The organism is Planococcus beijingensis (assembly GCF_016820615.1).
GTDB lineage: Bacteria > Bacillota > Bacilli > Bacillales_A > Planococcaceae > Planococcus > Planococcus notacanthi.
The window spans coordinates 419,793-440,453 of sequence record NZ_JADHDZ010000002.1; the positions used below are offsets into that span (position 1 = coordinate 419,793).

At 46.3% G+C, this 20,661-nt stretch carries 20 protein-coding genes and 1 riboswitch; of the genes, 8 read left to right on the forward strand and 12 right to left on the reverse strand.

Going from position 1 to position 20,661, the window contains the following annotated elements:
- Positions 1-5: 5 nt before the first annotated feature.
- From IRE19_RS08285 to yfkAB, 4 genes are all read right to left on the reverse strand, one after another.
- On the reverse strand, positions 6-725 hold the full coding sequence (locus IRE19_RS08285; protein WP_203339982.1) for a 3-ketoacyl-ACP reductase: 720 nt from the start codon (positions 723-725) through the stop codon (positions 6-8).
- A 343-nt stretch (positions 726-1,068) separates the two neighbouring features.
- Positions 1,069-1,245 carry a hypothetical protein gene (locus IRE19_RS08290; protein WP_203339983.1) on the reverse strand — a complete coding sequence of 59 codons (177 nt, stop codon included), beginning with the start codon at positions 1,243-1,245 and terminating at the stop codon, positions 1,069-1,071.
- 139 nt (positions 1,246-1,384) lie between these two features.
- Complete coding sequence (locus tag IRE19_RS08295; protein WP_203339984.1) at positions 1,385-2,332, reverse strand: MBL fold metallo-hydrolase; 948 nt, start codon at positions 2,330-2,332, stop codon at positions 1,385-1,387.
- A 68-nt stretch (positions 2,333-2,400) separates the two neighbouring features.
- Positions 2,401-3,525, reverse strand: coding sequence for a radical SAM/CxCxxxxC motif protein YfkAB (gene yfkAB / locus IRE19_RS08300; RefSeq protein ID WP_203339985.1), 1,125 nt, complete (start codon positions 3,523-3,525; stop codon positions 2,401-2,403).
- Between the two features lie 206 nt (positions 3,526-3,731).
- Between yfkAB and IRE19_RS08305 the strand changes: the two genes are divergently transcribed.
- Positions 3,732-4,583, forward strand: coding sequence for an NAD(P)H-hydrate dehydratase (locus IRE19_RS08305; protein WP_203339986.1), 852 nt, complete (start codon positions 3,732-3,734; stop codon positions 4,581-4,583).
- A 50-nt stretch (positions 4,584-4,633) separates the two neighbouring features.
- Here the strand turns inward: IRE19_RS08305 and IRE19_RS08310 are convergent, their stop codons facing one another.
- Complete coding sequence (locus IRE19_RS08310) at positions 4,634-5,101, reverse strand: low molecular weight protein-tyrosine-phosphatase (RefSeq protein ID WP_203339987.1); 468 nt, start codon at positions 5,099-5,101, stop codon at positions 4,634-4,636.
- 191 nt (positions 5,102-5,292) lie between these two features.
- Here IRE19_RS08310 and IRE19_RS08315 point away from each other — a divergent pair, with 191 nt between their 5' ends.
- On the forward strand, positions 5,293-5,715 hold the full coding sequence (locus tag IRE19_RS08315) for a YgaP-like transmembrane domain (protein ID WP_203339988.1): 423 nt from the start codon (positions 5,293-5,295) through the stop codon (positions 5,713-5,715).
- 513 nt (positions 5,716-6,228) lie between these two features.
- Here IRE19_RS08315 and IRE19_RS08320 read toward each other — a convergent pair.
- From IRE19_RS08320 to IRE19_RS08330, 3 genes are all read right to left on the reverse strand, one after another.
- Complete coding sequence (locus IRE19_RS08320; protein WP_203339989.1) at positions 6,229-7,659, reverse strand: carbon starvation CstA family protein; 1,431 nt, start codon at positions 7,657-7,659, stop codon at positions 6,229-6,231.
- A gap of 284 nt (positions 7,660-7,943) precedes the next feature.
- The gene (locus tag IRE19_RS08325; protein WP_238943127.1) at positions 7,944-9,224 is read right to left on the reverse strand and encodes an alpha/beta hydrolase; all 1,281 of its coding nucleotides are present in this window, start codon (positions 9,222-9,224) and stop codon (positions 7,944-7,946) included.
- Between the two features lie 105 nt (positions 9,225-9,329).
- Complete coding sequence (locus tag IRE19_RS08330) at positions 9,330-10,013, reverse strand: SGNH/GDSL hydrolase family protein (protein ID WP_203339990.1); 684 nt, start codon at positions 10,011-10,013, stop codon at positions 9,330-9,332.
- Between the two features lie 178 nt (positions 10,014-10,191).
- Between IRE19_RS08330 and IRE19_RS08335 the strand changes: the two genes are divergently transcribed.
- The 5 genes from IRE19_RS08335 (at position 10,192) to IRE19_RS08355 (ending at position 15,596) form a co-directional block, all read left to right on the forward strand.
- Entirely contained in the window at positions 10,192-11,184 is a 993-nt protein-coding gene (locus IRE19_RS08335) for a potassium channel family protein (protein WP_238943128.1), read from the forward strand.
- Positions 11,185-11,212: 28 nt separating this feature from the next.
- Positions 11,213-11,920 (forward strand): NAD-dependent deacylase, encoded by a 708-nt coding sequence (locus tag IRE19_RS08340; protein WP_203339992.1) that lies wholly within the window; start codon positions 11,213-11,215, stop codon positions 11,918-11,920.
- 169 nt (positions 11,921-12,089) lie between these two features.
- Entirely contained in the window at positions 12,090-13,025 is a 936-nt protein-coding gene (locus tag IRE19_RS08345; RefSeq protein ID WP_203339993.1) for an acetamidase/formamidase family protein, read from the forward strand.
- A 58-nt stretch (positions 13,026-13,083) separates the two neighbouring features.
- Positions 13,084-14,754, forward strand: coding sequence for a DUF2207 domain-containing protein (locus IRE19_RS08350; protein WP_203339994.1), 1,671 nt, complete (start codon positions 13,084-13,086; stop codon positions 14,752-14,754).
- A 107-nt stretch (positions 14,755-14,861) separates the two neighbouring features.
- Positions 14,862-15,596, forward strand: a complete 735-nt coding sequence (locus tag IRE19_RS08355; protein ID WP_203339995.1) for a YqcI/YcgG family protein — start codon at positions 14,862-14,864, stop codon at positions 15,594-15,596.
- Between the two features lie 146 nt (positions 15,597-15,742).
- On the opposite strand, the gene IRE19_RS08360 is transcribed toward IRE19_RS08355, so the two are convergent.
- Complete coding sequence (locus IRE19_RS08360) at positions 15,743-16,747, reverse strand: LacI family DNA-binding transcriptional regulator (protein ID WP_203339996.1); 1,005 nt, start codon at positions 16,745-16,747, stop codon at positions 15,743-15,745.
- 194 nt (positions 16,748-16,941) lie between these two features.
- Here IRE19_RS08360 and IRE19_RS08365 point away from each other — a divergent pair, with 194 nt between their 5' ends.
- The gene (locus tag IRE19_RS08365; protein WP_203339997.1) at positions 16,942-17,709 is read left to right on the forward strand and encodes an arylamine N-acetyltransferase family protein; all 768 of its coding nucleotides are present in this window, start codon (positions 16,942-16,944) and stop codon (positions 17,707-17,709) included.
- Positions 17,710-17,770: 61 nt separating this feature from the next.
- Here the strand turns inward: IRE19_RS08365 and IRE19_RS08370 are convergent, their stop codons facing one another.
- The 3 genes from IRE19_RS08370 to IRE19_RS08380 all read right to left on the reverse strand — a co-directional run bounded on the left by IRE19_RS08370 (position 17,771) and on the right by IRE19_RS08380 (position 20,631).
- Positions 17,771-18,715 (reverse strand): ABC transporter substrate-binding protein, encoded by a 945-nt coding sequence (locus IRE19_RS08370; RefSeq protein ID WP_203339998.1) that lies wholly within the window; start codon positions 18,713-18,715, stop codon positions 17,771-17,773.
- On the reverse strand, positions 18,715-19,260 hold the full coding sequence (locus tag IRE19_RS08375; protein WP_203339999.1) for a hypothetical protein: 546 nt from the start codon (positions 19,258-19,260) through the stop codon (positions 18,715-18,717). The genes IRE19_RS08370 and IRE19_RS08375 overlap by 1 nt, the downstream gene beginning before the upstream one ends.
- 167 nt (positions 19,261-19,427) lie before the next feature.
- Positions 19,428-19,626, reverse strand: a riboswitch (cobalamin riboswitch).
- Between the two features lie 54 nt (positions 19,627-19,680).
- Positions 19,681-20,631: an HNH endonuclease gene (locus tag IRE19_RS08380; RefSeq protein ID WP_191715649.1), complete on the reverse strand. Its 951-nt coding sequence runs from the start codon at positions 20,629-20,631 to the stop codon at positions 19,681-19,683.
- Positions 20,632-20,661 lie beyond the last annotated feature (30 nt).

The following is a 20,661-nucleotide window of genomic DNA, read 5'->3' on the forward strand; positions in this document are numbered from 1 at the left end:
TTGAATTAAAATGGATTAGTCGCCCATTGGCTCGATGTCGGAATAAAGATCCGAGGATGCAGCTTCAATTGCGCAACCATATATTCCGCCAGATCCTCTGGATGCATGAATTTCTCTTTTTCCTCATCGGTCTCTCCTTCTTTATACGTCAAATCCGTCACCACACGGCTCGGCGTCAAAGCAAAGACACGGATATTATGTTTGCGGACTTCCTGAGACAATGATTCTGTCATGCCGAGTACACCAAATTTCGAAGCACTGTAGGCGCTCGAACCTGCTGTCCCCCGCAAACCTGAACTGGAAGAAATGTTGATGATGTCTCCCCCGTTCTTCTCTATCAATTGGGGCAGTACCGTCCGAGTGACATAATACATGCCCATCAAGTTCACATCGATGACTCGTTTCCATTCTTCCGGCTCCAACTCCAAAAATGAGCCGTATTTGCCGATGCCGGCATTATTGATCAATATATCGGCTGTCCCAAGTTCATCTGTCAACTTTTCAATGGCGGCTTCCACTTGCTGAAGGTCAGAAACATCTGCCACTGCATAAGCCACACGGCCTCGCAATGACTTGATCTCCGCCGCCAACTTCGTTAAATCCGCTTCTGTGCGGGCGATCAAACCGACGTTGACACCTTCATTGGCCAAAGCCAGCGCCGTTGCACGTCCAATTCCTTTTCCCGCTCCTGTTATAAAAGCCGTTTTCTCCGTCAGTAATTGCATAGCCCAAACTCCACCTCTCAAAATATGTTCCAGTTGATTTTTATAAAATTCTTTACGGCGAACAAAACAGCTAATCCGTAATCAGTTCGTATTTCCCCTTTACCCTTAATAGGCAAATGAATAAACAGGACCAAAAGAAAAAATATTCCACTTCAAGGGGTTTTTCATTTTGAATAATTCATTCAATTCAATCCCGCCTTTTACGAATAATAAATATTCATCTTTCGACCCTATTGAATAAATTATTCATAAATAGATTTTGAATACATAGAAAGACGCAGAGATCTTTCCCCTGCGTCTTTCTATGATATGAATAATTATTCATCTGTGTAGCATGACAGACTTATTCATTGGAAGCCGATTTTTTTTTGCCTGTTTCGGCTGTGTCTTCGTACTGTTCTTTCTGGCGGTCCTGTTTGTCTTCAGCTTCAAGATCTGGAAACTGCTGTTCAGGGGTTCCGGTGAATTGTTCTTTTTCTTGTTCTTTTTCATCTTTATTTTTTCTATCGTCTTGTGCCATTTGTCTCCACTCCTTTTAGCCATTGTTATTCTTAAGATACCCGCTCTCGGTTTCTTTAATCCCAGGACCGGTTTCTAACCGGCTGTTTTGTTAAACCGAAGCATTCCAAACATAAAAAAACCTGTGCATAAGCACAGGTTCATCGTTGCTGTTTTGCTAATGTATCCAAAATTCCCATGGAGCTGACTTGCATATCCAAACGGATATACGGATAGACTTCATGGTCGTCCGCTACCTTTTGAGTCCTTAAATAATCTTGAACCCGCTTAAACAACCGTTCAGCGAGTTCTTCAGGCGCTAATCCCGCAGCAAAGGCGGCTTGGCCTTCTTCAACAAATACCTTCAGCCATCTTTCGGATTGGCGAAGTGCAGCTTCGGGTTGATCGGTTTGGCTAAAGTGGCCATAGTAGATGGCATCCAGTTTGGCGGCTGACATCCGTTCAATGGCATTTTGCATAGCTTCGGGATTGAATTGATTGGGCGAAGTGGACGGCAGATAAAGATCGATGCCCTCCCTTGCCAATTGTTCGTAGCGGATGCCCACTGTATCCCCAGCAAAAATTCCGTTGCTGACCGGATCGTAGATGCTGAAATGGTGATTGGCGTGTCCGGGGGTATCCCAGAATTTAAGCGTACACGCTGAACCGATTTCAAGGCCCTCTCCTTCTGTCTTGATGAGCAGCCGGTCTTCTGGAATGGCGACAATCGGAGCAAACAATTGGTCGAACTGCTCTCCGTACACCATCCGCGCGCCAGCAGTCAGGCGGCTTGGGTCTGACAGGTGCCGTGCACCTTTTGGATGCACCACCACTTGTGCGTTCGGGCAATCCTGAAGCAATAGCCCAGCGCCTCCTGAATGGTCCAGGTGAACGTGGGTGACGATTATGTATTTGACGTCTTCCAATGCGAAGCCTAAATCAGCCAGCCCTTTTTTGACGTGTTTAACTGAAGGGCTTGGCCCGGTATCCACAAGCGTCAAGTGCTCTTCATCAATAACGTAGGTACCGGTGCGTTCCGGCAACCCCAAATCAAATCCATCGATCACGTACATGCGTTCATTTAAACGAGTCGGTTGTTTGTCGGCCACTTTATCCATCCCCTTTGAATTCATTGTCTCTGGCTATTATGAATTACAAGAATATTCTACCATTCATTTTAAAGCTTGGAAGCTTTTTTGGTAAAATCCACCTCTGGATAGTAAGCGTTTTTCACTAACAGGTTCGGTCCGAGACATTTGACTGCTGGACAATGGCAGGCGATCGAACGGGCTAAAGGACGATCAAGCCAGCTGTCGAGCATCGCCGGGAGTGAATCGGTCTGGATGTTGCCCATCGGCGGGGTGTCCCCGAAATCTGTGACGATGACCTCCCCTGTAAAGATGTTGACATTCAGGCGGGAGCGGCCGTCCGGATCATTGCGCACTGAGACGTTTTTGCTGCTTCGGATGCGTTCTAATAAAGCCAATTGCTCCGTATTGTCGCTGCACGGATAAAAGGGCAATGTACCGAACAGCATCCAGGTATTCTCATCCCGGGTATCCAGCAATTCATGAATGGCCGTCCTGGTTTCCTCTAGTGACAGCACCTCCAAATTTGAAGCGAAATCACTGGGGTACATTGGGTGAATTTCATGTCTTGCGCATTTCATTTCTTCAACGATTTGTTTGTGGATAGATGCCAAATGAGGCAAAGTCCGTTTGTTGAGCATGGTTTCTGCAGATACCATTACTCCGGCTTCAGCCAATGCCCGGCTGTTGTCGATCATGCGTTGAAACTGCTCTGCACGGCGCTCACGAGTCGGCTTGCGTTCCATGTGGGCAAAACCGCCATCGACAAAATCATCTACTGTCCCCCAATTATGTGAGATATGCAGCACATCCAAATAAGGGGCGATCAGCATATAACGGTCAAGCGGCATCGTCAGATTTGAGTTCATCTGCGTCCGAACGCCGCGTTTGTGGGCATACTTCAGCAAAGGCAGCACGTAACGTTCCACGGATTTCTTTGAAAACATCGGTTCTCCGCCAGTTAAGCTGATGGTCCGCAAATGCGGAATTTCATCCAGCCGCGCCAACAGCAACTCAATTGGCAAAGCATCGGGATCCTTATGCTCTAACATATAGCCAACGGCGCAATGTTCACAGCGCATATTGCATAGATAGGTAGTGGTGAATTCAATGCTTGATAGTGTGGGCTTACCGTGCTGTGCAATATCGAGGTAAGCCTCCCATGGGTCATTCAATGGATTCATCGGCTGTCGAGCCTGTAAGTTTTGTGTCATATCCTCAATCTCCTATTCGCTTATTGCGCTATTAAGTATGCGCCTAGCTAGAGAATTTCGCAATACGCCGCTCCGCAACAATGATTTAGCACAACAATTTAAATGGAATTCCTGTAAAGTTTCACAGCTCAATTTTGCATTTCAAAAATATGTTGCGTAAAGTAATCAACAAGAGCCTCATCTATTAAAACTGGAGGTGCACAACTATGTCCCCACAGAAAGAAACTCCATCGCAATGGACAAAAGAACAAGTAAAAGCAACACTTCCCGAAAGAGACCCCAACAGCCACAAAGGCAGCTTCGGCACCGCGTTATTGATTGCCGGCACAAAAGAAATGCCGGGCGCTGCACTTCTTGCAGGACTTGGTGCGATGCGGAGCGGCGTGGGCAAGCTGGTCATTGCGACAGAAGCGGAAGCAATGGCAATGATCGTCCCCCGGCTGCCTGAAGCGACCTATGTGCAGAATGGCATGCAGCGAATTGCCGAACAGATGGCTTCAGTTGATGCTTACCGGGCAGCGGCAATCGGTCCCGGCACGGAACCGGATCGCATGACTGAAGACGCATTGAGTGTGTTGCTCGAGAGCTCGATGCCACTGATTGTCGATGCCGGCGCGTTGAGCAGACGCACTTACGCTGAGCGCCAGGCACCGGTCATCCTAACGCCGCATCCAGCTGAATTTTCCCGCATCACAGGAGTGGCAGTCGCAGAACTTCAAAAACACCGGGCCAATTATGCTGCAGAATGGGCAGAAAGATTAGGGGTCGCCATCGTCTTGAAAGGCCAACACACGGTGACGGCTTTTCCGGATGGCGAGATTTGGATAAATCCCACCGGCAACAGTTCATTAGCCAAAGGGGGTACCGGCGACACATTGGCAGGCATAATGCTTGGCATGTTATGCTGCCACAATGACTGGAAACATGCCGTATTGAACGCCGTCCACATGCACGGAGCCTGTGCGGATGAATGGATTAAAACCCGCTCTCCGCACACGCTGCTCGCTCACGAATTGGCAGAGTTGCTGCCGGAAGTCTGGGCCGCATTCGAATCTTAAATTCCATACAAAAGCGGCGAGGAATCAATCTCCTACCGCTTTTTACTGTTTTATGAAATCGAATGATCTTGTTTGATTTTCTCCAATAGCGCATCACAGCCGTCACTGACGAGCCTAAATGTCTCTTCAAAATCTCCCGTAAAATAAGGGTCTGGTACATCTTTTAAGTGATCGGTCAAATCCAGGAAGCGCAGAATTTTCGGATGGTCGGGCTGGCCCAGCATTGAGCGGATGTCTTCAATATTCGTTTGGTCCATCCCGACGATATAGTCAAAACCGTCAAAATCGTCCGTTTGCAATTGGCGCCCTTTCAAACCTGTAGCGGAAATGCCGTTAGCTTCCAGGATTTTCAGTGTTCCCGGATGTGGTCTTCTGCCGATATGCCAATCGCCCGTTCCCGCTGAATCCACTTGCACTTTCCCACTCAGCCCCGACCGCTCCAGCCGATTTTTAAAAACGGCTTCAGCCATAGGCGAACGGCAAATATTGCCCAAGCACACAAACAATACACGAATCATCTAATCCCCTCCTAATTGCGTATAGCTCTCGTGAAAGCCATTCATGTTCTGCTATTGTATCATCCATCCCACTCCTTCAGCAGCATTCGACGGCTGACCAGAAAGGAAGAAACTTTGTTAATCACCAAAAAGGGTTTATGGTTGCCCCAATGCGGAATACTAGTATAAACACCGAAAGCGAGGAATCCACAATGGCTGCAAAAATCGAAGCATTGCCTTCCACTCAATCAAAAGTCGCTAAAGCGACACCTGACCACATCAATGAAAAGATTGAGCGGGAAACTGAAGCCCGCATCAACACATTCAAGCGCAAGGATCCTGAAGCAATCAAACAGCGGATTTCTGAACTGGAACAGGAATGGGACACAGAACGCGTACTGGAAGCCACGATGGCGTCTTTTGCACTTTCTTCTTCCCTACTCGCTCTCACCGCCAATAAGAACTGGGCTTATTTCACAGGAGCCGTCAGCGTCTTCATGCTGCAGCATGCACTGCAGGGCTGGTGTCCGCCTCTGTCTCTGATCCGCCGTCAAGGCGTCCGGACGATCAGTGAAATCAACTTGGAAAAAGAAGCATTGAAAGACATGTTGAAAGACGAGCATTATCCTATTTAATCGCCGGAAGAGAAAAACGGCCAGCCTCCATTTACATAGGGGCTGGCCGTTTTCTATCCTGCTTTCACGGTCAGTGGGATGAAGACCCCCACTGATTGTAGTTTCTCTTTTATACCGACAGTCAGATTTTATAATGACGTCTGCCGGCTGGTTTTTTTCGTTCAAGTTTTCCTTTGTAAATGACCCACGACAAATAAAGTATGCCCATAATATTCAATGAGAACAAAATGACCTGATAAAGAGCCAAACTCCGATATGCCAATATTTCAACATAGCGGATGCAGTTCATCAAAAAAATCAATACCGGCAACCATAACCAATTATTTGAAATTGACTGTTCCTCCCTTTTAAGACCGACCGGCTTTATCTCTGAAAGCTTCTAATCGCCTCAAGTTCTTATTTTATCAAAAATTCAGGAGAAAGAAAGAGTTTTTTATTACAAATATTTCAGCTGCTTGTATTATTGGTCATATTTCTAAAGAAAAAAAGCAGGCTGCAATAGCCTGCTTTTGGTTATTCGACTGTTACGACGGTCTGTACATCTTCTTTCCGGTTCTTTCTGGCCTTGCTGTAAAACATCACGATGATAATCGCTGTAAAGACCAGTCCGACTATAAAGGACAGGTTCAGGTCCAGATTAAAGCCGATTTTCTGGTTGAGTATATAGACGAAGACCATGTAAGTGATAAAGATGGCCGGTGCCATGGACACCAGATAGTTTTTCCCTTGGATGAAAAGGTACATGGTAGCGATCCACAAGGCAATCGCTGCTGTCGCCTGGTTGGCCCAGGAGAAATAACGCCACAGCAGGTTAAAGTCGATTTGCGTCAGTACAGCGGAAATGATGAATAACGGAATAGCAATGGCCAGTCGTTTCACCATTTTTGTTTGATCCACTTTGATGTAATCCGCGATAATAGACCGTGCTGCGCGGAATGCCGTATCGCCTGATGTAATCGGCAAAACGATGGCGCCTAGAACTGCGATTGTACCGCCTACCGCTCCAAGAAGAGTCATGGACACTTCATTGACGACCGCTGACGGCGTACCTGAATTGATCAGCCCGCTCAATGTCTGGCCATCGAAAATGCTCATGGCTGCAGCTGCCCAGATCATAGCGATGATCGCTTCTGCAATCATCATGCCGTAAAAGATATAACGGCCCTGGGATTCTTTTTCCACGGTCCGGGAAATGATCGGCGACTGCGTGGCATGGAATCCTGAAAGTGCTCCGCATGTAATCGTGAAGAACAGAATCGGGAAAATCGGCAGATCGCCTGGATGCATATTGGTGAAGTTGAGTTCCGGTATCTTGTATTCAGAAAACAACAACGCAATTCCGACACCTAGCGTTCCGACCAGCAGCACCGCACCGAAATAAGGATAAAATCGGCCGATAATCTTGTCGATCGGCAGGATTGTCGATAAGAAATAATAAATGAAAATAATAACGATAATGATGCCGACCGCTACTTTGCCGTCCAATAGAATCGACAAGAGCGATGCCGGTGTGGTGACAAACACCGTTCCGACCAACAGCAACAGCAATAAGGCGAAGACATTGACGATATGGCGTGAAGCAGCGCCGAGAAACTTGCCGGCAAGCTCTGGGATATGCGCGCCTTTGTTGCGGATGGAAATCATGCCCGTCAAATAATCGTGGACAGCTCCCGCGAATATCGAACCGATGACGATCCACAGGAACGCTACCGGGCCATAAAGCGCTCCCATGATCGGACCGAAAATCGGGCCGGTCCCGGCAATGTTCAATAATTGGATAAGAGCGTTTTTATGCTTGTTCATCGGCACAAAATCCACACCATCCGCATTAGCGTGGGCAGGCGTCTTTCTTGCTTCAATCGGATCGAACAGTTTTTCGATAAATTTACCGTATGTAAAATACGCCACAACCAGAATGACGATGGAAATCAAAAACGTAAACATTGGGGCACCCCTATTCTTTTTTTGAAAACGCTTTCTTGTTATAATAAAAAAAGATGATATCTGTAAAATTTTTTTATATCTTTCTCCGTCGCCCCTCCCTTTCTGCTGCTATTGATGGTTTATTATTAAAAAATAAATTAAGATTATTTTTTATAATTGGAACATAATATATATTAGTATTTTAATTCCAACTAGTCAATCTTTATTGAAAATTACTAGAAAATCTTTTCACTTCTATATAATACAAAGAAAACGCCTTCCGAATCACGGAAGGCGCTTCAAGTTCACTTCATAAATTCAACGATTCCTGCCATCAAGCCATCCGCCAGTGGCAGATCAGGACTGCCATAGCTTGCCATGTTTTCCGCGGGGTCGGAAGAGGCATTTTTCAGGACGTGGTTCATGTCGTCGACAATGAGCAGGTCTCCTTCTTTACTGGCCGCATAAAGCAGCTCTGCGTCTCTGACCGGCACCTGCAGGTCGGTAGTCCCGCCGGCAACCAACACAGGCATTTCAAGCTTTGCCATTTCTGCCTGCGGGTCATATGCCATCCAGGAGATCAGGTACGGCTGGACAGATGGACGAAAAATACTCGCCAGTTCCGGACTGACTTGTGCCACGGTCTGTCCGTCTTTCAATTTACTGATGATTGTTTTCGCCTCATCCAGGAGGGTTTCCGGCAACTGTGCTGTTAACTGTTCCATCAGGATTTCATCGGCAGGACGGCCAACACCCGCTAGAGAAATGAACGATGCAGCCTGTTGCCGTTCGGCGGCGATCATCCCGATCAACGAACCTTCGCTGTGGCCGATGACTCCAACCGAAGAGAACATGTCTTGAGATTTCGCATAGCCAATCCATGCAGAAGCATCTTCGATATAATCATCAAACCGCAGATCTTCTTCTTTGACGAGAAGTCCGATATTGTCGCCGACTCCGCGTTTGTCATAACGGATTGTGGCAATTCCCTGCTGTGCCATTTCTTCCGCCACCATCTTCAAGCCATTGTTTTTCCCTGGAACAACCATGGAATTGCCATTTTTATCTGTTGGCCCGGAGCCCGACAGCATCAGCATGACCGGAAACGGCCCTTCGCCCTCAGGTGTCAGAACCCTCGCAGTCATGCTGCCCCCTTCGACTGCTATCTCAACCAATGTGCCAGGCTCTTGTTCAGCAACATCAGTTGATTTTGACAGTTCAAAAGGAAAAGTTTGCCCTTGTTGAGTAAATAAGCCCGAAATGGTGTCCCCATTGAATGCTCCTTCAAAGACTAACTGCTGGTTTTGTACATTCATCTCGAAGTGGAGATCTAGATCCGCAAAATCAATCGCCGTCAGCGGGAAGTCACTTATTCCTTGTACGGGGATTGAAATCGCACCGCTTTGCGAATCAAACGTCACCGAAATCGGCAGTGGATGGTTGGGGACTTGAATCGCCCCTTGCCAGTATCCTTCAATTTTTTTCAACTGCCCATCCTCCTCAACTTTCTTGTTTTCTTCGCTGCAGCCGAATAGCAGAAGCATAAGGACTGCCAGTAATGCATAAAATCTTTTGTTGTTATTCATTCTTCCCCTCCCTCTCTTTAAATTGATAGCTGCCTTTATTATCTTCAAGACAACAGAATCCAGCAATGCTTTTGGGCAAAATAAAAAACACAGGAAAATCCTGTGTTATTTTTTCGACGGATGAACTGAAAATCCGGTCGTGGATAAAGTTTGCAGCAGCAATTCATGCATAAGTTTATAGCCATCTTCATTCGGATGAATGGAATCCAGCCAAATGGCAGGATTTTTGCCCATTGCATTTGTTTTGGAGACGATGACGCCTTTTTCACCGATCGCCGTGTTCCAGATCCGGAACAGCAGATTGGTGAAGCCAAAATACTGGACTTCCTTTTTCATTGAGTTGTACAGATTATTTTGGACAATGATGACTCCGTCGTTAGCTTTGCGAAGCATTGAATAGATTTCCAGCAGATTTTGGCGGTACGTGCGTTTTAATATGGCGAACTGCCGAATCAATCCTTTCGCCCCGCCGTCCCGGAATCCGCGAAGCAAGTCGTTGCCGCCGATATTCAGCAGCACGAGATCTGCTTGTTGAAGCGGTTTTTGCCAGGAACCTGTTTGCAATTTCTGGACCAGCCCGCTGCTTGTCAGCCCATTGATGCCCAGATTGGTGATGTGGCTTGCCGGAAAGGTTTCTTTCAAATAATTTGTGATGCCGCCTTTTGTGCCATAGCCATAAGCCACAGAATCACCCAAGATGACGATATTTTCTATATCAAGAGAGGTTTTTTGTTTTTTTGATGCGAAAAAAGGTGCTTTAGACAAGGCACCTGATCGAAATTTACTCAATCTGCTGCACGTCCTTTCTTGCTGGTTACCTCTCTTATTTTAACATATTTTTGCTTGTGAGACCTTGCACAAGCCTTCGGTGAAAGTGGATTTTTTTACATTTCCAACCATAAGCCTTATCATAAAAACAAACTTGCATTCCAGTTATTCAGGAATGATTTTTGAAAGGAGGACTATTTTGGATATCCTTTATTTGGTAATCGGAATTATGCTGATTATCGTATGCATTGTTGATTTTATTTGGACCACTTTATGGATTGATGGCGGTGCAGGACCGGTTACCGATTGGTTTTCTTCACTCATTTGGAAATCCTTCAGGAAATTAGCCGCTGGGCATTCAAAATCCTTGAGTTTGGCAGGCCCTTTCATTTTAAGTGCCACTTTGGCAATGTGGATCGGCATGCTGTGGGTCGGCTGGACATTGGTTTTCGCCGGATTGGACGGATCTATTTCCCCTTCACACGGCAATGACCCGATTTCCTGGTTTGATCGCATTTATTATGCCGGTTATTTGATTTTCACATTGGGCAATGGTGATTTCAGTCCGAATGAAGGCATGTGGCAAATCGTCTCTGTACTGGCCACGGGTACAGGCATGCTATTCATTACATTTGGTGTCACGTACTTGATCTCCATTTTAAGTGCGGTCACTGTGAAACGGTCTTTTGCTGCCAGCATCCACGGCATCGGCGAGACGCCCGAAGAGCTTGTTGCAAACGCATGGAATGGCAGTGATTTCCACAATATCGATTCGTTGTTGGACACCTATTCAGAACAATTGAGTTCGTTGACTTCACAGCATATTGCTTATCCCGTGCTGCATTATTATCATGCTGCCAGCAACGAACCCTCAATGCCTACAGCGGTCGCCGTTTTCGATGAAGCACTCAGCGTCATGAAATTTGCTGTACCTGATCAACATCATCCTAACAGTCTCTTGATGAAAGAATCGCGTTCCAGTATCCAGCATTACCTGGAAACGCTCAATAAGTCTTTTTACAGGCCTTCAAAACAGGTACCGCCTTTGCCGGACTTGCCGTTTCTTCAAGAAGCAGGAATCCCTATCTTGCCGGAAAAGGACTATAAAAAAGCATATGAAAAACTTGGAGAGCGCCGAAGAAAATTACTGGGGGTCATCGAGGCAGATGCACGACCCTGGCCAAAACAGTGAAAGAGGTTTTATCAAAGGAGTGAGTCAAATGATTTCAGACTGGATACAAACATCAACCCATACCGTGGTCTTTACCGGAGCCGGCATGTCGACAGAAAGCGGACTGCCTGACTTCCGTTCAGCGAATCAGGGTTTATGGCAACAAAAAGACCCAAGCCGAGTGGCCAGCGTCCAGGCATTGAATGATAATGTCGAGGAATTCATCGATTTTTACCGAAAACGCGTGCTTGGCGTAAAAGAATATGAGCCGCATGCGGGCCACCAGATTTTAGCCGAATGGGAAAAACGGAGCCGCATCCATTCAATCATCACTCAAAATGTCGATGGGTTTCACCAACAAGCAGGCAGCCACAAGGTTGCAGAACTTCATGGCACACTCCAGAAAGTCCATTGCCAAGCATGCGGTATGTCATACAGCAGCGAAGATTTTCTGGACGGGTCATATCATTGCAGTTGTGGTGGCATTTTGCGCCCGTCCGTTGTGCTGTTCGGGGAAATGCTGCCGGAAGCGCCATTTGAAATGGCATTTGCTGAAGCAAGCCGGGCAGAGTTATTCATCGTTCTCGGTTCTTCGCTGTCCGTCACCCCGGCCAACCAGTTCCCGCTCATCGCCAAAGAGCATGGTGCAAAATTGGTCATCGTCAACCAGGAACCTACAGCGCTTGATGCCTATGCGGACCTGGTCATCAACAACCGGCAGATCGGGGATGTCTTGGCTGAATGGAATCGGTTTTGAGGTATTCCATCATCTGCGGCTAGAGCCTAAAGCTCTAGCCGTTTTTTCATTCGGAAGCCTTGTCGGCTCTATATCAGCAAATTCGATAGCCGGTTTAGATGCACGGAAGCAAACATTGGTATAATGACTGCGTAGACAGAAAATTCGTTCTTATGGAAGGGGCTACCCGATGATCCATCAAATACCGCTCGATTCCAATCACTTTCATTCTTCATTTAATAAAAGCTACAAACCTATCCTCACGGTCAATTCAGGAGATTCTATCCAGTTGAAGACCATTGATATCGAATGGGGTTATTCGGCAGCTGAAACTGAAGATCGGTCGATTTTCACTTCACGTGAAAATGAAGAAAAACGTGCCCATCCCATCATCGGCCCTATTGCAGTTGCCGGTGCCAAACCGGGAATGGTGCTTGAAGTCCGCATCAATCAGTTGGTGCCTGGCTGGTATGGGCGTAATTGGGCAGGCGGCATACCGGCTTGGCAGAACGATAAACTGGGCATCACCGACAATGAACGGCTGCAGGTGGATTGGAAACTGGATGCAGCAAGAATGACTGGAAGCTGCAGACTTGGCGGCCAGGAATTTAATGTCGGCTTGTCTCCTTTCCTTGGGCTTATTGGCGTCGCCCCAAAAGAAGAGGGGATATTTCCGACAAAACCCCCTGCCTATTTCGGCGGCAATGTCGATTGCAAAGAGTTGGTGCGCGGCAGCAGCCTGTTTCTCCCGGTTTCCATAGAAGGCGCTCTCCTTTCACTTGGGGACGGCCATGCGCTTCAAGGCGACGGCGAAAGCTCCGGTACAGCAATCGAATGTCCGATGGACTTGGTTGACATCACCTTGATTCTGCATAAAGACATGCAGTTATCCATGCCACGTGCATATACGCCTGCTGGGTGGATCACGTTCGGATTCCATGAAGATCTCAATGAAGCGGCGGCCGGCGCCTTGGCTGAAATGGTGTCGTATGTGGAACAGTTTTATGGCATTTCACGCACCGAAGCCACAGCCTTATCAAGTGTCGCCGTTGATTTGCATGTCACACAAGTCGTCAACGACGTCAAAGGCGTTCATGCTATTTTGCCTCATGGTGTGCTTCGCTGAATGATCTTTCTGAAACTTTTGTTCTGGCGCACCGTAAATATAGAAAGAGGTGATGGAAATGTACAGGAAAAAACCGATGATGATTTTATTCATACTGCTGGTTTTTGCTTTGTTTCCAGTCCAAGCATTGGCAGTCGACTATTCTATTTCTAAAGTGGACATCAATGCGCAAGTAAACGCAGATGGCACGGTCGATGTGACGGAAAGCCATACTTATGAATTTGATGGCGATTTTAACGGCATTACACGGGAAATCGTGCCAAAAGATGGGACATCGATCCAAAAGTTCAGCGGATTTGAAAACGGCAAGGAATTGGATGTCGAACGCGACGGACATCTATACAAGGTCTTTCGGGAAGGTGACGACGAAACGGTGACCATCGAGTTGCGTTACGAAATCGAGGATGCGGTAGAGAAGTTCGAAGACGGCGCTGAGTTCTACTGGCCGTTTTTCGATGAACGCAATGAAAGCGATTATGAACAGATGACGATTACGCTCTTCCCTCCTGCCCCTTCGGAAAATACGGATTTTACAGGATACGACGAAGCTTACGGGGCAGGCAGCCTGCAAACGGATGGTGCGGTCCGCTTTGAAATGGGCCAAGTTCCGGAAGGCTCTAATGGGGATATCCGTGTCGTCTTTGATGCAGCACTGTTCCCCGCCTTGCCTCAACAAGATGGATCCATACGAGAAAAGCTGGCTGAGGAAAAAGAGCTTCTGGAAGAAGAAGCTGCCGTTTTTGCGGCAAGGCAGGATACCGGCGCTTCCATCGGCAATGGACTGATTCCGGCGGCAGGCGCATTATTGCTGGCGCTGACTGCCTGGGGATGGAATCGTGCACGGAAAGCCAAACAGCAGGCAAAACCGGATGCCGAGACTTTCTTTGTGCCTAAACAAAAAATGAGCATTCCGGCCACATTGTATTTCACCAAGTCCTCTATTCTGACGCCCGCTGTGACAGCAGCCGCCTTGATGGAATTGGTGCGCAAACAGAATGTGGAACAACTTTCAGAAGAACAATTCCGACTGATTGACCGCAATACAGAATTCGCCCATGAATCTACATTGATTGATTTGCTGTTCGACAAAGTGGGTGATAGCGAATACTTCAGCATCAAGAACTTGGAAGAATACACAAAAAATGAATTGAACCACTCTTCCTATAACGAATCCATCACAGCCTGGCAGCAGGAAGTTGCCGAGGAAGTCAAACAACATGATTTGTACAGCAATCACAAAGGGCTGCGCTGGACAGTCGGTATAATTGGCCTGGCCCTCTTTGCGGCCGCAGTCGTTTTCGGAATACTGGACCTGTTGCCGCTGATGTTCTTTTCCCTCCTCATCGGCATCGGTTTTGTCGCTTTCTGTTTCTATTCGCCGATCACGTATGATGGCCATGTCATCCGTGCTGAATGGAAACAACTTCGAACAGCAATGGAACAGCTGGACCAATCGCAATGGGAACAGTTGACTCAGGATGAAAAAATGCGTGCTTATGCTTATATTCTAGGTGCGGATGAAAAATCGGCAAACCAGAAAACGCAAAGCTTCACCAATGCCTATAGCGAAACGGCATTTGCAGATTTCGGGGTGTTCTATAACCCGGTGTTGTTGACGGGTGTTTTCTTTGCTGCCACATCTAATACCGGAGCTTCAGCAAGCAGCACCGTCTCCGCAACTGGCGGCGGAGGTGTTGGTGGAGGCGGAGGCGGATCGGGCGCTTTCTGAATAAACAATTCGAACGGCTGAGAGTTTCTCAGCCGTTTTTGTTTTGCCCCCCACTTCTTAGGGAAGTAGAAAAGAGACGTTATTTTATGCATATGGAGGAACAATGGATGATAAGCACAAGCTCAGCTTTATTGACGAAAGAAGATTTTACAGCACGAACGGACTTGCCTGAATGGCTATTGGCCGAATACAAGACGTTTCATGAAACCGTAACCGACAAAACCTTTCCTTGTTATTTTGGAATGAGCGGAGAATTGAAAGGAGAATTGCGTTATGCATACATCACACAAGACGATTGGAGCAATTTGCCTAAAGCGGTTGAATCATTCCTGACCTTATTCAACGATCCAAAACACAAGCGCCATGGTTTATTCGTTTTTGTTGAACCTTTCAAGGAAGAAGGTTCACTGGAAACCTACCGCCAGCAATTCTGGGATATCCTCCAGTATTTGCATGACGAAGATGACATGGAGTGGCCCAAAAACGCTCCCCGGGATCCAGACCATTATTTATGGGATTTCACATTCCAGGGAGAACCGATATTTATCTTTGGGAATACCCCCGCTTACAAGCAACGAAAAACACGCGACCTCGGCAATGCCATGGTTCTTGGGTTCCAGCCACGCCGCATCTTTGAAGGGCTGAAAGGAACCGAGAAAGGCGGCGTCATGTCACGCGAAAAGGTACGTCAGCGTGTTGAAGCCTGGGACCACTTGCCGACACATCCCGACATCAGCCATTTCGGAGATCCTGAGCACAATGAATGGAAACAGTTTTTCATCGGAGACGACAGTGAACCGATTCAAGGAAAATGTCCATTTACACATAAAGAAATGAAATAAATGGTGAATAACTGAAGAAGAGCTGCACCGGCATATTTTACCGGTGCAGCTCTTTTCATTGCGGTTTAACCAATCTCCCTGTTAGGGTAAGACTATATTGTAGCCTTACGGAAACACCTTGCTGCATTTTGGAGGTATAAAAATCGTTACTGCTGTGCAACTGTTCTCCGTTCATATAACTGGACTTCCCTGTTAACATCAAAAGCGTCGTCCTGATTAAGCGTCAGAATATCAAACAACCGTTTGACGGTTTCCTGTCCAAGATTCTCAATGCTGTCCGCAGCTCCTACAGAAGTCAGCCCAATTGCTGAATGACGGCCGATTTCCGAATTGCCGATGCCGACAATGCTGATATCTGTGGGAATTTGATAGCCCGCTTCCTGGTAAAAATCCAAAAGCTGTATGGCAATTTCATCTGTTGCTGCAACGATCGCGGTCGGTTTTTTCTTTAAAGCTTGAAGATCTTCATACACTTTTTGCAAGGAAGCTTTGTCCGTTGCGGAAATCACCAACCGTTTTTTGCGGATTTTGCTTTTCGCTTCCTGAAGAGCCTGGATGAACCCCAAAAAACGTTCTTTATAAGCAGGATTCTTCAAAGGTCCGCCTACCCAGGCAATTTCCTGATGGTTGGCATTCAGAAGATGGCTCGCAGCCAGATAACCGGCATCCACATTATTCACTCCAATCGAGTGTTTGGCATTTGAATAGCTGGAATTCAATAATACAAACGGCACATTCGCATTGGTCATTTTTTCATGAATCGCATCATCAAGCAAGACAGAAACCAGAATCATCCCTGCCACGTTACTGGAGAGAACCGTTTTATAGACATCCTCTTCGTTTTCGTCGGCCATGAAATGAATATCCACTTGGTATCCTTGCCTTTTTGCATAGCTGATGATCATTGGAGCGCTGCCGATAAATATCGGATCATCCACAGCTCCTGCTATCACACTGATCGTATTGGTTTTAGCCGCAGATGGAACTGCTTCTAAGATGCCGTCAGCTGAATAGTTTAATTCCCTGACGGCAGCCATCACTTTATCGTACGTTTCTTTTTTTACTTGATCCGGTTTATTCAAAACACGTGAGACAGTCGTCTGGGAGACACCTGCATGTTTTGCGACATCAGTAGTTGATACCAAATCCATCACCCTGCTTTCTATTTTTTGTGGATGGGTATCTCCCATCCCTGTAATTCGCTGTCATTCATATAAATTCTATCTACTTATTCACTATACCACGCTATAGCAATTCTTACACCAAACGAATTGATGTGGTTGAATATTCTTCGCGCAGTTGTAATCAACAGGATTAACCCACTCGAAAGGAATGAATAGCTATAATGAATAAAAATGAATACCTCAAACGTTTTAAAGCATCAACCGAACAGGAGCACTACCTGCAAAATTTAGCAGAACTTCAGTCTTTGCATATGCAGAATATACCATTCGAAAATTTGGATGTCATCCGTAGAACGCCCATTTACTTGAATCTTGAAAGCATTTATGAAAAAGTAGTTATTCAGCATCGCGGCGGTTATTGCTATGAATTGAATGGCTTGTTTCACTGGCTGTTGAACGAGTTGGGATTCGATGCGAAATTGATTTCCGCCACTGTTCAAAAACCTGATGGCACGTGGTCTAAAGCCGACACCCACGTGGCCATCTTAGTGGAGCTTGATACGCTTTACTTGGTCGATGCAGGTTTTGGAGATTCGACCATCAGCCCGATCCCTCTTGGTGGTGAACGCCATACCGACCACAGCGGCACTTACCGGGTAGAACAAGTGGATGATGTATATTATGATTTAATTCGGGAAAATGATGAAACGGAAAAAGTGCTGTACCGGTTTTCGACAGAAGAAAAACAATTGGCCGACTTTCATGAGGGCTGTGTCTTTAACCAGGTTTCACCAGATTCCCCTTTCACTCATGATGATCTGGTCACATGCGCAACGCCGGATGGCCGAATCACATTATCAGGCAGCCAGCTAACCCGCTCTGAAAACGGCAAGAAAGAAAAAACGGAACTGACTGCCGATGAAAAAAAGAAAGTCTTGAAAGAAGTATTCGGCATCGATCAAGAGGCACTTGAAAAACAACCGCATTAGTCTAAGCGATTCGAACAAAACGATCCCCGCTCATATTTGCTGAGCGGGGATCGTTTTGTTTTTATTTAAATGCTTCCGGATAAACGGTTTTGGCTACCAGTTCAACCGCATCGCCGATTCTTGGTCCCGGACGTGAAGTGATATCGGAATCCAGGAAAAAGACCTGATCGTTCTGAACGGCTTCAATGCTGTTCCACCCTTCACGTGCTTTAATTTCTTCAACGGGATTTTCCGTGTAAGAAACTGTTGTCGCAATGATTTCCGGGTTCCGTTGAATGACTTCTTCTTCAGAAATCTGTGGCCATCCTTCCAGATCGCCGAATAGATTTTCAACATTGGCATGATCTAATATTTCCTGCTGGAATGTTTTTTGGCCGGTTGTGTAAATTTCAGGAGATGGGCTGATTTCAACATACAGTTGCCTTTTCTCTTCTACGTCGGATACTTTTTCTTGGACTTCCTCAATTTGCTGCTGGATAGAGCCTATTACTTCTTCTCCTTTATCTTCAAGGCCCATGACCGTAGAAATCTGTTCGATGTCCCCGTAGACATCTTCAAAGGATTCAGCCGATTCGATAACAAAAACTTGGATGCCTGCAGCTTCTAATTCTTCGTAGCCCGTAGGCCCACCTGTTGAATAGCCGATGACAACATCTGGATCCAATTCAATGATGCGTTCCGCATTAAAAACCACAGAGTCGGACACACGTTCAACTTCAGCTGCTTCAGCTGGATAATTATCATAATCTGTAGCCCCTACAATTTTTTCTCCAGCTCCGATTTCATAAAGGATTTCGGTATTGCTTGGAATCAATGACACGACAGTCGCAGGAACTTCCTCAAATATCAATTCATTGCCCAAGTCATCTGTAACCGCATAACTTGCCTGTTGTTCGGATTCGTTTGCTGTTTCTGTTTCAGTTGTGCCGGTTGTTTCTGATTGGCATGCGCTGAGTGTGAATGCTAATGCTCCAATGGATAGGTACTTGAAATAGGTAGTTTTCATTAATTGTTGGCCACTTCTTTCTTTTTGAGTCTGGTCGGATAAGACTTGCTGATAAATGGAATTTCTTCTACTCCCTGTTGCTGATTGACATAGACAGCCATCGTAAACAGCACGTTCGCCAATAAGTTTGCATAATCAAAGAGGATTTCCGGTACATCCCGTTCCAGGCTGACCTTATGCAAAGCACGGACAGATTTTTTCGCTTCGCTGCGGCATACATGCAACACACAAGCTGCTTGAGTCCCTTGCGGCAAGACAAAATTACCTATTTTCTCACCAACAAAGTTTACATAATAATCATACATGCCACTTAACTCATTCAAATCTTCTTCATTAACTGCTAGCTTCCCTCGAACTGAACCATTCAGATGATATACCTTTGGCTGGAGAATCTGCAGATCCCGTTGAACAGCTTCCACTTCTTTCATCAGCGACAACGCTTCGCCAATACGTGTCGTCAGCGAATCGGTTCTGATTTCAAAGTCGACGGTCGCAGCTGATTCACGCATAAACGGATAGCACAAGTAACGCATGTCTTTCTTCATCTTTTCACCTCTTTTTCATATGGGTGAAAATCACAGCATTGAACGCTCCCGAAAACAACAAAAAGCCGCCCTCAAAAAGAGGGCGGCGCCATAGCTATTCAGAGACATACTCCAGCAGTCAAAAATAGAAAGGTTGCCGTATGATTCCCTTATCTTCCGAAGAGTAAAAATACGTTCAAAAAAAGGTAGGTCTCCTGGCTTGTGCATCGTTTTACTCTAAGAACCTTCCCGTTCAATTGACATAGGTCGTTTGAACAGTGGCATTTTCTTATTTCATACGCACTTACAGTTGCGGAAACAGCCCCGGAATCTAACCGGGTTCCCTGTTATACTGACGAATCAGCACCTTTTTTCTGCATGATTATTCACTTGTTTTCAGTGTAGCACAGTTCAGACAATCAAAGACATAACAAAATTCAATTATTCCTGGTTTATCATCAGCTTCACTTTTCTCGGCTCGGCAAAAACAATTCGTTTATGCCATCTTAAATAAGGCGCATGCTCGGCTGACACGGGAACCTTCAAGTTTTTCCGCAATCTGTAGACTGGATAGTCTTCCTCCGGAATACGGCTTGAAATATGGAGTCTGCCGCCTCCGGTAAATGCGATATAGCCTGCAGAATAAAGTGATGCATGGTTGGCGCAAAGCAAAATGCCGTTGAACGGATCCAAACGCTCTGAATCTGAACTGTCTTTCCACGGTTTGGCATGGGTCGCTGTAAGCACCTCTTCAATGGCGATGCCGCAAATTGGACATTCCCCGTTCCAAAGCGGCAACAGGCTTTCCCGGAACTGCTCTTTGCCTCTGCGCATTTTCGTTTTTATTTCCAGTTCAGCTTCTGCAATCAGGCTAAGCAATGGATTATGCGCGGTCTTTTTGATCACTTCCATCGATAATTCCAACTGCTCCATTTCCAAGGTAAAGACATTCAAAGAACTGATCAATTCCAAAAATTTCATCGCCAGCTCTTCGTTGCAGGGATAGAGATAGCCAGAATTGCCGTTTGCATCTTCCTGAAAAGCCGAGTATTTCGTTGGCAGCAAAGGCTCGATTTCCTGAAAAGACCCCTTGATCGATAAAGGGACATCCAATTCGCGATAAGCTGTGCGTGCGATAAATGCAGGTTCGCTGCCTCCCTGCTCATCTGCATGCTTCGGTTTTGTGCCTTTATGGAAATCCTCCCGTATCCGGCTGATTGCCACTAAAAATCCTTTGACGTAATGAAAAACGAGGTCGCCTTTTTTCAATTCCTGCATGCGGTTCCAGGAATGTGGCACCATGCCTGATTTGTCGACTTGCGGCGTCCAAAGGACACCCGCCGCACATTCTTCCTGATACGTATCTCCTTGCATAACAATATAACTATTCATGAATTGCCTCCTATTGATGGTGATGCTCAA